The 12539-nt window shown below is 65.7% G+C and carries 12 protein-coding genes; 4 read left to right on the top strand and 8 right to left on the bottom strand.

What is annotated here, in order from left to right:
• Positions 1–227: 227 nt before the first annotated feature.
• Positions 228–2084 carry a Na+/H+ antiporter NhaA gene (gene nhaA / locus J1M81_RS03625; protein ID WP_032372528.1) on the top strand — a complete coding sequence of 619 codons (1857 nt, stop codon included), beginning with the start codon at positions 228–230 and terminating at the stop codon, positions 2082–2084.
• A gap of 91 nt (positions 2085–2175) precedes the next feature.
• Here nhaA and J1M81_RS03620 read toward each other — a convergent pair whose 3' ends face one another.
• Together J1M81_RS03620 and J1M81_RS03615 are read right to left on the bottom strand one after the other, a co-directional pair.
• Positions 2176–3261 carry a DNA polymerase domain-containing protein gene (locus tag J1M81_RS03620; protein WP_032372529.1) on the bottom strand — a complete coding sequence of 362 codons (1086 nt, stop codon included), beginning with the start codon at positions 3259–3261 and terminating at the stop codon, positions 2176–2178.
• A 2-nt stretch (positions 3262–3263) separates the two neighbouring features.
• Complete coding sequence (locus tag J1M81_RS03615; protein WP_032372813.1) at positions 3264–4313, bottom strand: ATP-dependent DNA ligase; 1050 nt, start codon at positions 4311–4313, stop codon at positions 3264–3266.
• Positions 4314–4417: 104 nt separating this feature from the next.
• Between J1M81_RS03615 and J1M81_RS03610 the strand changes: the two genes are divergently transcribed.
• The gene (locus tag J1M81_RS03610; RefSeq protein ID WP_032367160.1) at positions 4418–5020 is read left to right on the top strand and encodes a hypothetical protein; all 603 of its coding nucleotides are present in this window, start codon (positions 4418–4420) and stop codon (positions 5018–5020) included.
• Between the two features lie 98 nt (positions 5021–5118).
• Positions 5119–6471 carry an MFS transporter gene (locus J1M81_RS03605; protein WP_230593533.1) on the top strand — a complete coding sequence of 451 codons (1353 nt, stop codon included), beginning with the start codon at positions 5119–5121 and terminating at the stop codon, positions 6469–6471.
• Between the two features lie 4 nt (positions 6472–6475).
• Here the strand turns inward: J1M81_RS03605 and J1M81_RS03600 are convergent, their stop codons facing one another.
• From J1M81_RS03600 to J1M81_RS03575, 6 genes are all read right to left on the bottom strand, one after another.
• A complete protein-coding gene (locus J1M81_RS03600) occupies positions 6476–7354 on the bottom strand; it encodes a universal stress protein (RefSeq protein ID WP_032372530.1) in 879 nt (292 codons plus the stop codon).
• Positions 7355–7450: 96 nt separating this feature from the next.
• Positions 7451–7780 carry a hypothetical protein gene (locus J1M81_RS03595; protein ID WP_155288740.1) on the bottom strand — a complete coding sequence of 110 codons (330 nt, stop codon included), beginning with the start codon at positions 7778–7780 and terminating at the stop codon, positions 7451–7453.
• A gap of 83 nt (positions 7781–7863) precedes the next feature.
• A complete protein-coding gene (locus tag J1M81_RS03590) occupies positions 7864–8136 on the bottom strand; it encodes a hypothetical protein (RefSeq protein ID WP_139278565.1) in 273 nt (90 codons plus the stop codon).
• 105 nt (positions 8137–8241) lie between these two features.
• Positions 8242–8709, bottom strand: coding sequence for a pyridoxamine 5'-phosphate oxidase family protein (locus J1M81_RS03585; RefSeq protein WP_032372533.1), 468 nt, complete (start codon positions 8707–8709; stop codon positions 8242–8244).
• On the bottom strand, positions 8706–9587 hold the full coding sequence (locus J1M81_RS26775) for a universal stress protein (protein WP_032372534.1): 882 nt from the start codon (positions 9585–9587) through the stop codon (positions 8706–8708). The genes J1M81_RS03585 and J1M81_RS26775 overlap by 4 nt, the downstream gene beginning before the upstream one ends.
• Positions 9584–10585: a nitroreductase family protein gene (locus J1M81_RS03575; protein WP_045841630.1), complete on the bottom strand. Its 1002-nt coding sequence runs from the start codon at positions 10583–10585 to the stop codon at positions 9584–9586. The genes J1M81_RS26775 and J1M81_RS03575 overlap by 4 nt, the downstream gene beginning before the upstream one ends.
• 220 nt (positions 10586–10805) lie before the next feature.
• Between J1M81_RS03575 and ilvD the strand changes: the two genes are divergently transcribed.
• Positions 10806–12518 carry a dihydroxy-acid dehydratase gene (ilvD, locus tag J1M81_RS03570; protein WP_027495252.1) on the top strand — a complete coding sequence of 571 codons (1713 nt, stop codon included), beginning with the start codon at positions 10806–10808 and terminating at the stop codon, positions 12516–12518.
• The last annotated feature ends 21 nt before the right edge of the window (positions 12519–12539 follow it).

The following is a 12539-nucleotide window of genomic DNA, read 5'->3' as shown; positions in this document are numbered from 1 at the left end:
GTGCAGCCGTCTTTTGAAACTGACATAGTGGCAGGGGTGAGTCGGGCTCGTATTCCCGATTCTCGGCGGACTAATGCCGTTCGCCGAATATGTCGTGCACATCTCTTCGACAACGCTTCCCGGCAAGAGAACCATCCAGGCTACTGACCTGCGTGGAAGTAAAGCGTCCACCGCCGTGTTGGTACAGACTGCTTCACAACACCTCCGAGGAAGGACCCGGGCTGCAGATGGCAGATCAGATCACGCCGACGGACCGGCCGATGGCACGATTCGTCGAACGGATCTCGCGGGCTCGCGGCGAGAAGAACAGTGAAACCTTGGCCGCGGGCTTCCTGCTGGCGGCCACGTTGATCGCCCTGATCTGGGCGAACTCCCCACTCGGTGACACCTATCAGTCGTTCTGGCACACCGAGCTGTCCATCACCGTGGGTGAACACGGCATCTCCCTCGACCTCGCCCACTGGGTCAACGACGGGCTGATGGCGCTGTTCTTCTTCGTCGTCGGTCTCGAGGTCAAACGCGAGTTCGCGATGGGTGAGCTCACCGACAGATCGCGCGCAGCGATTCCCATCGTGGCTGCACTCGCCGGTCTGGCCGCACCCGCGCTGCTGTTCCTCGCCTTCAACCCCTCCGGCCCGGCCGCCCAGGCCTGGGGCGTGGTCATCTCCACCGACACCGCGTTCCTGCTCGGTGCCCTGGCGGTTCTCGGCCCGAAGAAGGCCGCGCGGCTGCGGATCTTCTTGTTGACGCTGGCCGTGGCCGACGACGTGGGCGCGCTGGCAATCATCGCGTTCTTCTACACAGACGATCTCGACGTGGTTCCGCTGGTGTTGGCGTTCATCGGGCTCGGACTGATCTTCCTGTTGCGTCGGCTCGAGGTGTGGCGCGGTGTCGGGTACTTCGTCGTCGCACTGTTCACGTGGGTCGCGATGTACGAGTCGGGCGTTCACCCCACGCTCGCCGGCGTGATGATCGCGCTGATTCTTCCGGTGTACCCGCCGCGTCGCTCCGAGGTGGAACGAGCATCGGACCTCACCCGCGCCTTCCGCCAATCGCCGAATCCCGAATACGCCCGAGCAGCGAGACTCGGCCTGGATCAAGCCGTCTCGGTCAACGAGAGACTGATGCGCCTGTATCAGCCGTACACCGCGTTCATCATCGTGCCGATCTTCGCGCTCGCCAATGCGGGAGTGGTGCTCAGCTCGGACACCCTGAAGGCCGCCTCCACGTCGACGCTCACCTGGGGCATCATCGCCGGCCTGGTGCTCGGCAAGCTCGTCGGAATCACCGGGGCCTCGGCCATTTTCGCGAAGTTGCGACCCTCGGCTCTGGCTCCCGGACTGACCATGTCGCACATCGCGGGTGGTGCGGCGATGTCCGGAATCGGGTTCACGATCTCGCTGTTCATCATCGACCTCGCGCTCGACGATCCGCTGCTGGCCGACGAGGCCCGCGTCGGTGTGCTGGCAGCCTCGGTCATCGCTGCCCTGCTCGGCTGGATCCTCTTCCGCATCGACGCGAAGATCCACCCGCCGAAAGCCGAAGCGTCGCTGCGTATTCTGCGTCCGGTCAGCCCCAAGCGCGATCACATCCGCGGGCCCGTCGACGCTCCGCTGACGATCGTCGAATACGCCGATTTCGAATGCCCGTTCTGCAGCAAGGCAACCGGCAGCGTCGCCGAGGTACGCAAGCACTTCGGTGACGACCTCCGGTACGTCTACCGACACCTGCCGCTGGACGACTACCACCCCCATGCCCGCTACGCGGCATACGCCAGCGAAGCCGCCGCGGCGCAAGGCAAGTTCTGGGAGATGGCCGACGTGTTGTTCCGCAACAGCGACGCCCTCGAACCCGACGACATCGACGGGTACGCACGCGAACTCGGCCTCGACATGGACAGATTCGAGGACGACATCCGCACCGGCGACTACGTGGTGCGCGTCGAGGACGACGAACTCGACGCCACGTCCTCCGATGTGGGCGGCACTCCGACGTTCTACCTGGGTCGCGGTGACAAGAACCTCACCCGCCACGTGGGGCCGTACGACGCGGCGACGCTGATCCGGGAACTCGAATCCATGTGAGGGTGGGCCGGGTTGCACGGAACACGGCTCGATCGACCGGATCCCGTCGACAACGCTACGTAGTGTGCAACCCTGCCCAGGCCGAGCGGAACTAGCTGTCGGTGCGATTTCCTTCCGCATCCCAGTGCTCGGCGACTTTCTTCGACGGCTGCACTCGGGGCGGTTCGCCCGGCATCTTGGGGTAGTCGGGCGGGAAATTCAGCTCACCACCCGGCAGTGTTTCCCACAGGTGCAGAAGCGGTTCCAGTGAATAGGCCTTCGTGTCCATGTCGGCCCACGGGTCGCCGTCCTGGACCAGGTCCGGCACGGTGACGAGGTTGAAGTCACGCGGATCGGTGACGTCCGCCAACTGCGACCACGTCATCGGTGTACTCACCGTCGCTCCGGGCCGGGCTCGCAGACTCCACGCGCTGGCTATGGTGCGGTCACGATTGTTCTGGTTGTAATCGATGAAGATGCGTTCTCCGCGTTCTTCTTTCCACCAGTTGGTGGTCACCCCGTCGTCGCGACGTTCGAGTTCTCGGCCCAGGCCGATGGCCGCATGCCGCACCTGCTCGAACGTGTACTCGGGCTCGATGCGCACGTAGATGTGAATGCCGCGATTGCCGCTGGTCTTGGGGTAGCCGCGTAAGCCCAACTCCTCCAACAACTCTCGTGTCACGTCGGCGACGCGAAGCGCGTCGGCGAATGTCGTCCCGGGCTGCGGATCGAGATCGAGACGCAGCTCGTCGGGATGGTCGACGTCCGGTCGTCGTACCGGCCACGGATGGAATGTCAGCGTGCCCATCTGGGCTGCCCACACCAGAGACGCAGTTTCGGAGGGACACAGTTCTTCGGCAGTGCGCTTGCTCGGGAACGCGATCTTCACGGTCTCGATCCACTCGGGCGCACCCTTGGGCAGCCGCTTCTGATAGAAACCGTCGCCCTCCTTGTCCTGCGGGCCGAGCGCCAATCGCATTCCCTCGCGGTAGCCGTCGGGCCACCGCTCCATCGCGGTCGGGCGGTCGCCGATCGCCCGCATCAGCGGTTCGCCCACCGCGGCGAAGTATTCGCACACCTGGAGTTTGGTGATCTCCGGGGTGCGTTCGGTCGCTTCGTAGATCACTCGGTCGGGACTCGACACTCGCACTTCGCGCTCGCCCGCCTGCACGAACGCCGGTGGTGTTTTCGCGGCCATGTCTATCGCCCTCCAGCAATCACATCGGCGACGTCGTAGCGCACCGGCACTTCGAGCTGGTCGTAGGCGCACGAGCGCGGATCGCGATCCGGTCGCCAGCGCAGGAACCTGGCCACGTGCCGCAGCCGCGCGCCTTCCATCTGGTCGTAGGCGACTTCGATGACTCGCTCGATGCGCACCGGAATCCAATTGCGATCGTTGGACGAATTCCAACGGGTCGCCTCGCCGTCGTAGGTGACGTCGTCACCGAGCCGGAGCGGTTCGAGTTCTTCGAGCAAGTCCAGCCGCCGCTTGTCGGTGAACGCCGACGCTCCGCCGATCATGCGCAGATCCTCGCCGTCGTACAGGCCGAGCAGCAGTGATCCTATGCCGTTGCCGGACTTGTGAATTCGATAGCCGATCAACACGCAGTCGGCGGTACGGGCATGCTTGATCTTGATCATCTCGCGCTTGTTGGGCAGGTACGGCCCGTCGAGCTTCTTCGCTACGACGCCGTCGAGGCCTGCTCCCTCGAACCGCTCGAACCAGTCCTCGGCCACGGCCGCATCGTCGGTGGCCGAGGTGACGAAGCAACTCGGCCCGCCCGTGCCCACCGCGTCGAGCAATCGCGCCCGCCGCGTCGAGAACGGCTCACCCGTCAGATCCTCGTCGCCGACGGCCAACAGATCGAAGCCGATGAACTGCGCCGGTGTCTTCTCCGCCAGCATCGTCACTCGGCTCGCCGCGGGATGGATGCGCTCGGACAACGACTCCCAGTCCAGGCGCGTGGAACCGTTCTTCTCGCGCGGCACCACGATCTCTCCGTCGATCACGATCTTCTCGGGTAGTTCGGCCTTGACGGCCTCGACGAGCTCGGGAAAGTACCGAGCCAGGTCCTTGCCGCCGCGCGATCCCAGCACCACCTCGTCGCCGTCGCGGAACACGATGGCGCGAAAACCGTCCCATTTGGGCTCGTACGACCACACCGGCGGCCCGTTCTCGGGCTGAGGAGGCACCACTTTCGCGGCTTTGGCGAGCATCGGCGCAACCGGAACGGCGAGAGGAAGATCCACGCACTTCATCCTGCCTCATGCGGCCGACAACCGAGTCCGATATTTTCTACACACATACGGTCGATGCACCCAGCACGCTTCTTTCGTCGAGAGCAGGACTCACCATGGCGTCACCCACTCGTTCGGTCCGCGCTTTCGTCGTCGCTCTGTCCGCCTGCGCGGCGGTGCTACTGAGCGGATGCGCCTCGGAGGTATCCGGGACCGCCGTCGCCATCTCCGGTGCCAGCATTCCCACCACCACGACGCCGCCACGCACCACCACCGGTTCCCCGACCCCCGACATCGACGAGGGCGGCAGCGTCGACATCGACGTCGAGATCGGCCAATGCGTCGAACTCGGTGGGACGGTCGAGAACGCCACCGTCGCCAATGCGACCTGCGGATCCCCACAGTCCAACTACGTCGTGTTCGCCAAGACTCCGACCTCGGCCGAATGCCCGCCCGACGCCGACCAGTACTACTACGAGACGTACTTCGACATCGAGCAAGGGGCCCTGTGCCTCGACATCGACTGGATCGTCGGTGGCTGCATGGACCTGGTGGGCGAGTTCGCGCAACGCGTCGACTGCGCCACCCCGGGTGCCGACACCCGCCGGGTGGTGACCATCCTGCAGGGCACCACGTCGGTCGACGACTGCCCCGACCCCGCGTTGTACGGATTCGAGAAGGACTCCCGCAACTTCGTCGTCTGCGTCGAGAAGTTGTGACCGAGCAGCCTGCAGAGCGGCACGATGTAACCATTTCCCTGTCCAGTGCGCGGGGCCGATGGATCGTCGCGGCCACCGTGCTCGGGTCGTCTCTGGCGATGCTCGACGCCACCGTGGTCAACATCGCGCTGCCGGCGATCGGTCGGGATCTGGGATCGGGTGTCACCGGGCTGCAGTGGACGCTCAGCGGTTACACGTTGGCGCTGGCGTCGCTGATCCTGCTCGGCGGCTCGCTCGGTGACCGGCTCGGACGCAGGCGGGTGTTCGTCTGGGGCACCGTCTGGTTCACGGCGGCCTCGGTCCTGTGCGGTCTTGCCCCCAGCATCGAGGTGTTGATCGCCGCCCGGCTGCTCCAAGGCATCGGCGCGGCATTGCTGACCCCGGGTTCGCTCGCGCTGATCTCGGCGTCCATCAGATCCGACGATCGCGGAGCCGCAATCGGGCTGTGGTCGGGGTTGGGCGGAGTGGCATCGGCGATCGGTCCACTGCTCGGCGGCTGGCTCGTCGACGCCGTCGGCTGGCGCGCGGTGTTCCTGATCAATGTTCCACTGGCCGTGGTGGTCGTGTGGGTGGCGATGAAACATGTTCCGGAGAGCCGTGATCCGCACGCTGCCGGTCGCCTCGACGTCCCCGGCGCGGTGACGGTCGCCGCTGCCCTCGGGCTGCTGACGTACGGTCTGATCGAGTCCCACGTTCTTGCGCTCGCGTTGGGGATCGTCGCGGTCGGAATGTTCGTGGTGATCGAGCGCCGCACCCACGATCCGCTGGTACCGCCGTCACTGTTCGCCTCGCGCGTGTTCCTGGCAGCCAATCTCGTGACCTTCGCCGTGTACGCCGCGCTCGGCGGGGTGTTCTTCCTCCTGGTGTTACAGCTGCAGTTCGCGGTCGGGTTCTCCCCTGTCGCAGCCGGATTGGCCACCATCCCGATCACCGTGCTGATGCTCGTACTGTCGGCCCGCGCGGGCCGGCTCGCGGGGCGCATCGGCCCGCGCATTCCGATGACGGTCGGGCCGCTGCTGTCGGCGGCGGGGCTGCTGCTGATGCTGCGCATCGGGCCCGGATCCACCTATGTCGCCGATGTTCTCCCCGCCGTCGTCGTGTTCGGCCTCGGCCTGTCCGCTCTGGTGGCCCCGTTGACCGGAGCCGTCCTGAGCGCGGCACCGGACGACCGCGCCGGAATCGCATCGGGCGTCAACAATGCTGTCGCCAGAACCAGTCAACTGCTCGCCGTTGCCGCGCTGCCCGCATTGGCAGGCATTGCCGGGTCCGATTACTCTGCGCCGCAGGTGTTCTCGGCCGGATTCCACTCGGCGATGCTGATGTGCGCCGGGCTCTTGGTACTCGGTGCCGTCATCGCGGCGGCGCTGATCAAGAGCACTGGCGACACCTCCGACTGCCCACCGCACTGCGATCTGGGCGCACCCCTGGTCGACAGACGCAGCGTCGACTGACTGCTCACCGCACGATCAACACCGAGCATTCGGCATGGTGCACGAGGTTCTGACTGACCGACCCCAGGATCGCACCGCGGAGGGCACCTCTACCTCGGCACCCGACCACGAGCATCGATGCAGACGCAGACAGCGCTCGCAAGCCTCGCGTCGGGCTCGATTGGGCACTGACGGTCGTGAGCTGCACAGCCGGATACTTCTCGTGCATCTTCTCCACATGCGTTTCCAGCCAACGCTTCTCGTCTTCCTGCACCGCCTGCCAGTCGATGTAGCCGGCGCTCATCCCGATGCCGGCCTGAGCCGCGAACCCCCAGTAGTTGACTGCGATCACGGGTGCGCCCAGGTTGTCGGCCATCTCGAGCGCGGCACCCAGCGCTCGATCGGACTGTTCGCTGCCGTCGATCCCGACCACGATCGGGCGGCCCACGTCGGCCTTGTCGTTTTCGTTGCGGAGCAACAACACCGGACACTGCGCGTGCGTCATGACGCGCAGCGTGTTGCTACCGAGGGTGAGGTCGCGGATCGCGCTCGACTTCCTGGATCCCAGCACCACCATGTCTGCTCCCACGTCGGCCACGTACGACGCTATGGTGCCGTCCACACTGACGGTGTCCACGGATACCCCGGGTGCGGCGGCGTGTACCTCGCCCTCTGCTCGGACGAGGTGTTTGCGGCCCATGGCGCGAAGATCCCTCTCCAGCGCGCCACCGTCGACGAATGCTGCCGACCCGTACCAATCCCCTACCGGGACTGCATGAACGAGACGTACGGTCGCGTGGACCTTGTCCGCGTAGGTGCCGGCCCATCGGGCTGTAGCCTCGGCCTCGGCCGATCCGTCGATACCCACGACGATGGGAAGTGTGCGGGCGGTGGAATTACTCATGTGATCTTCCTGTCTCGATATCGACGGCCACGGCACAGTCGCCATGACGTGATGATTTGCAGTGCAGTCGAATCGGCAGTCCGTGTTCGCGTCCGGTCAGCGTCCGAAGAGCGCGGACACCTCGTCGAGATCGATGTCGGTTCGGCAACCGCTCGGCTCCAATTCGACGTAGAAACTCTCGTAGCCACGCGGGTCCGCACCGCGCTCACCCGTGCTGCGCCGCTCGAACACTCGAGCGTCCGGCCACCGTTCGAGCACGGCTGTTCTGAGGATGTGTCCGTCGGGCGAGACCCCGCTGAGAGGCCCGTACTCGGCGATCACCACCGAATGGACGACACCGTCGATCGATGCAGTGGTCACCGGAAACACCATCGGTACCGATTGCGTCGGAATCTCGACGACTACGGAGTCGGAATCGACCCGCATCGAGCCCGTCACCTGCGGCCTTTCACTGTCGGTCCTACTCGTCGTTCCTGCTCTGGCGGGCTCACGTCCGCCAGAAGTCGGCGTCACATCGACCCCGCCACAGAATCGGAACCCGAAGGCGCATGCGACCTTTGCGCGGCGTGCTGCCCTGCACGAAGGCTCACTGCGGCCATCACGAACATCGCTGCTGCCGCACCTCCGCAGACCGCAGCCCAGCCGGTCACACCGGACGCGAGCAACGTCAAGAAAAGACCTACCGCGGCGACGGCACACACCAGTAGCACTTCGGCGAGGACATTTTCGGCCTCGGCCAACACGGCCTGCCCGTCGTGTCCGTCGTGTACTTGCTGCTTCATCTCGAACTCCTCGAAGTCGACGAATCGGTAGAACCGACATTGCCGAATTCTCGATGCCGACGGCAGGGTCGAAAGTCCCGATCCTGCCGCCATGAGGCCCGGCCTTCACCCTCGTGAATTCGTCTCGCCCGCAGTCGGTCCACGCATCAGCTCGACCCCCGACACCGACGTCGGGGTCACTTCGACGAGTCGGTGCATCGGCGGGCCGTCCGAATGCGGCCGGGGCAGTAGCTGTTCGAGGACTTCGAGTCGAGCATCCACAACCGCACGGGCGATTCCGTGAATCACGACAGTCGATACGGTCAGGTGAGCGTCGTCCTCGGCGTCCACTTCCAGGACGACCGAGGAATCCAGCGCGCTCCACCCCAACCGCGACCGCCCCTCGGCGTAGAAATACACCCGACTACCGCTCCACACGATGGAGACCGGGTCGATGGTGGGCCCGAAGTGGTCGTGGCCGATCAGCCGTGCGACGGTCGCCCGTCGCGCAAGCCGATGAGCGTTGTTGGAGTCCAGAACTCGTCGTCGATCCTCACTCCCGCGCACACGATTCGGTACGGTGCGGTTGGTCATAGGTCTCTGCAGATCATCACCGGGCAGTGGGCGTGGCGGGTGAGGTTGCTACTGGTCGATCCGAACAGTGCTCGGGCAACCACTCCTCGCCCGTGACTGCCGACCACCACGAGGCCGGCTCGCCTGGACAGATCGACAAGGAGATGCGCCGGGTTACCCTGTCGCACCACATGTTCGACACTGACATCCGGATATTTCTCGGCCCACCCGGCCAGACATTCGGAGAGCAGCATCTGCTGCTCACGCTCGATCTCGATGCTGTCATGCGGCCCCGGCGGGGAGAGCGCCGCACCGTGGGACCACGAGTTCCAGGCGAGCGCGGCGATCATCGATACACCGAACAACGAGGCCAGATCGAAGGCCTGCTCGACGGCCGCCTCACTCGTTGCACTGCCGTCGATACCGACGAGGACCGGCGCGTCGAAGCCGGCGTCGCCCTCCCGCCACACGATCACCGGGCACAGGGCCGCGTTCGAGGTCTCCTGCGCCGTACTGCCGAACAATGCGGACACGATCGGCCCGGAACCCGAATTGCCGACGACGAGCATCCGCGCGGTGGAGGAGAGTTCGGCCATCATCGTGCACGCCGTCGCCTCCTCCACCGAGGTGGAGACGGCAAGGTCGGGATGACGGGCCAGCACTGCGGCAGCGACGTCGGTCACCATGTGTTCGGAAGCTCGGCGCTGCTCGTCCCACACCTCCTTCGGCACGACCGCTGCGGGCTCGCCCATGTAGATCACAGGCTGCTGTACTGCAGTGGCGATGAGCAGGGGAGAGTCCACCCTTTCTGCCAGTGTCGCCGCCCAGAGCGCAGCGCCGATACTGCCGGCCGAACCATCCACCCCCACCACGATTTTCTGATGTGCTGCGAGAATCACGATCGTCTCCTGTTCGTTGCGCGTGCGGGAGCAGACAGCACCGAGGCCACCGCATGTCGTGGCGTTCGAGGCGCCGGGGCGCCGATCATCGGTGTACCGACTCGAATCAGCACCTGTGCCATGCCGATGTGCGGTGCCAACGACTGGACGAGTCGCCTGCTGCCGGCCTGTTCCGTCATGTGAGTCAGCGGGCACGTCGCCAAGCCGTCCGCGGTCGCTGCCAGCAGAAACGTCGACATGGCACGGCCACAGTTCAGCCAATCCAGTCGTTCGTCCGACGGTGTGCCGAGCAGCACCACCGTGGACTCGTCTTCGACCGGCTCGCGCGGAACCACCGTGCCGACGCGGTGCGGTTCGGGGAATGCTCGTCCCACCTGGACCCTCGACGCATCCGCGCGGTTCGTCAGCGCCTCGGGCGGAATTCCGCCGGAACGGAACGAGTGCCCGGCCCACCATCTGATCTCGGCCTGGTACGTCGCGTCGAACTTCCGGATGCCCGCGCTCAGCGTCGAGGCCCTCGCCAACGTCTGTTTCGACTCTGCCGACAAGACGGTCATCTCGGTGCCGTAGTGCTGCCGACCGAGATATCGCGTCAGAACGCGGTCGGTCGGCACCGGTCCGAACGCCCGCCGATCCGAGTGCCGACGATTGATCGCACTCAACATGTCGAACTCACGCGACCGAGGATGCGCGTCGTGCACGAGGCGGATACGCGCAAGATGATCCGGCGTGCCCGGGGCGGGCAACAGGTCGATCTCGGTCTTCCACCTAAACGCCGCGGCAGCCTTCTCGAGATGGTCCAACGCAGCCCCGCAGCTCATCACCATCTGCCGTTCGGTCGGGTCGATCACCCCCAGCACGCGGGAGGTGTCGGTGTACAAATCGAGTCCGTGTTCGGAGTAGGTCCACCTCCACGGCTGGCTGTTGTGCACCGACGGCGCGCGACACGCGAGCTCCACCAGCATTTCCACCACGGCCGTATCCGGCTGATCGTTCATCGTCTCTCCTCGACCTCCCACCGCGATGCGGTGGATCCGCCCCCACTGTCGCCCCGAGGTCGCGGTGCTCGACAGGGCCGTTCGTCACTCGATGGAGGGCATTCCGGTGCATGCCGAAAGAGCGCAGCGCCACAGGTTTAGTGTTGACGGTGAATGCGACTCGGGGCGGAACCTGAGGACGCGACCGAGGAGCCACCATCGCCGACCGTTCAGGAGTGTCATGACGACCCCGCACAATCCACCCGAAGTCGACGTCAAGCCACGTAGCCGGGACGTCACCGACGGGCTGGAGAAGACTGCCGCCCGCGGCATGCTCCGCGCCGTCGGGATGGGCGACGACGACTGGGTCAAGTCCCAGATCGGCGTCGCGTCGTCGTGGAACGAGATCACTCCCTGCAACCTCTCGCTCGAACGACTGGCGAAGGAAGTCAAGAAGGGCGTCCACGCGGCCGGCGGGTATCCGTTGGAATTCGGCACCATCTCGGTGTCCGACGGCATCTCGATGGGCCACGAGGGCATGCACTTCTCGTTGGTCTCGCGTGAGGTCATCGCCGACAGCGTCGAAACCGTCATCAGCGCCGAACGTCTCGACGGCTCCGTGCTGCTCGCCGGCTGCGACAAGTCGCTGCCCGGAATGTTGATGGCTGCCGCGCGTCTCGACCTCGCCAGCGTCTTCCTCTACGCCGGATCCACGCTGCCCGGATTCGCCACCCTGTCCGACGGCAGCGAGCACCAGGTGACGATCATCGACGCCTTCGAGGCCGTCGGTGCCTGCTCCCGTGGACTGATGTCGCGCGCCGACGTCGACACCATCGAACGCGCCATCTGCCCCGGCGAAGGTGCCTGCGGCGGCATGTACACCGCGAACACCATGGCCAGCGCCGCCGAGGCCATGGGAATGTCGTTGCCCGGCAGCGCTTCTCCGCCGGCACCGGACCGTCGCCGGGACGGCTTCGCACACGCCAGCGGCGAGGCCGTCGTCGAATTGCTGCGACGCGGCATCCGCACCAGCGACATCCTCACCAAGGAAGCCTTCGAGAACGCGATCGCCGTCGTCATGGCTTTCGGCGGATCAACCAACGCCGTGCTGCACCTGCTGGCCATCGCGCACGAAGCTCAGGTCGAACTGACCCTCGCCGACTTCACCCGCGTCGGAGCGAAGGTTCCACACCTCGCCGACGTCAAGCCCTTCGGCAAGCACGTCATGACCGACGTCGACGCCATCGGCGGTGTCCCCGTGGTCATGAAGGCGCTGCTCGACGCCGGCCTCATGCACGGCGACTGCATGACCGTCACCGGAAAGACCGTGGCGGAGAACCTCGCACACATCGCTCCCCCGGACCCCGACGGCAAAGTGCTGCGCGCACTGGACAAGCCGATCCACCCGACCGGCGGCATCACCATTCTCGAAGGATCACTCGCCCCGGGCGGAGCCGTCGTCAAGTCCGCCGGTTTCGATTCCGACGTATTCGTCGGTACCGCACGAGTTTTCGAGCGCGAACGCGCGGCCATGGATGCTCTCGAAGACGGCACCATCGCGGCAGGCGACGTCGTGGTCATCCGGTACGAGGGACCCAAGGGCGGACCCGGAATGCGCGAAATGCTCGCGATCACCGGAGCCATCAAGGGCGCGGGCCTGGGCAAGGACGTCCTGCTGCTCACCGACGGCCGATTCTCCGGCGGAACCACCGGCCTCTGCGTCGGACACGTGGCACCCGAGGCAGTCGACGGCGGACCCATCGCCTTCGTCCGCGACGGCGACCAGATCCGACTCGACGTCGGCAAGGGCACCCTCGACGTTCTCGTCGACGCAGCCGAAATGCAAGCACGCCAGGAGGGTTGGGCACCGCTTCCTCCGCGCTACACCCGCGGAGTACTGGCCAAATACTCGAAGCTGGTCGGTTCGGCATCGAACGGTGCGGTGCTGATCTAGCCACCCGCCCTAGCCCTAGCC

The organism is Rhodococcus sp. KRD175 (genome assembly GCF_017168275.1).
GTDB lineage: Bacteria > Actinomycetota > Actinomycetes > Mycobacteriales > Mycobacteriaceae > Rhodococcoides > Rhodococcoides fascians.
The sequence above is the reverse complement of the archived record's forward strand: the minus strand, read 5'-3'. Positions and strand labels throughout refer to the sequence as shown.

Excerpts from the sequence above, each read along its gene's own strand:
- nhaA (WP_032372528.1), top strand. The coding sequence starts at position 228 with ATGGCAGATCAGATCACGCCGACGGACCGGCCGATGGCACGATTCGTC.
- J1M81_RS03620 (WP_032372529.1), bottom strand. The coding sequence starts at position 3,261 with ATGGCCGCGAAAACACCACCGGCGTTCGTGCAGGCGGGCGAGCGCGAA.
- ilvD (WP_027495252.1), top strand. The coding sequence starts at position 10,806 with ATGACGACCCCGCACAATCCACCCGAAGTCGACGTCAAGCCACGTAGC.
- J1M81_RS03590 (WP_139278565.1), bottom strand. The coding sequence starts at position 8,136 with ATGAAGCAGCAAGTACACGACGGACACGACGGGCAGGCCGTGTTGGCC.
- J1M81_RS03605 (WP_230593533.1), top strand. The coding sequence starts at position 5,119 with ATGCTCGACGCCACCGTGGTCAACATCGCGCTGCCGGCGATCGGTCGG.
- J1M81_RS03595 (WP_155288740.1), bottom strand. The coding sequence starts at position 7,780 with ATGCGGGTCGATTCCGACTCCGTAGTCGTCGAGATTCCGACGCAATCG.
- J1M81_RS03610 (WP_032367160.1), top strand. The coding sequence starts at position 4,418 with ATGGCGTCACCCACTCGTTCGGTCCGCGCTTTCGTCGTCGCTCTGTCC.
- J1M81_RS03600 (WP_032372530.1), bottom strand. The coding sequence starts at position 7,354 with ATGAGTAATTCCACCGCCCGCACACTTCCCATCGTCGTGGGTATCGAC.
- J1M81_RS03575 (WP_045841630.1), bottom strand. The coding sequence starts at position 10,585 with ATGAACGATCAGCCGGATACGGCCGTGGTGGAAATGCTGGTGGAGCTC.
- J1M81_RS03585 (WP_032372533.1), bottom strand. The coding sequence starts at position 8,709 with ATGACCAACCGCACCGTACCGAATCGTGTGCGCGGGAGTGAGGATCGA.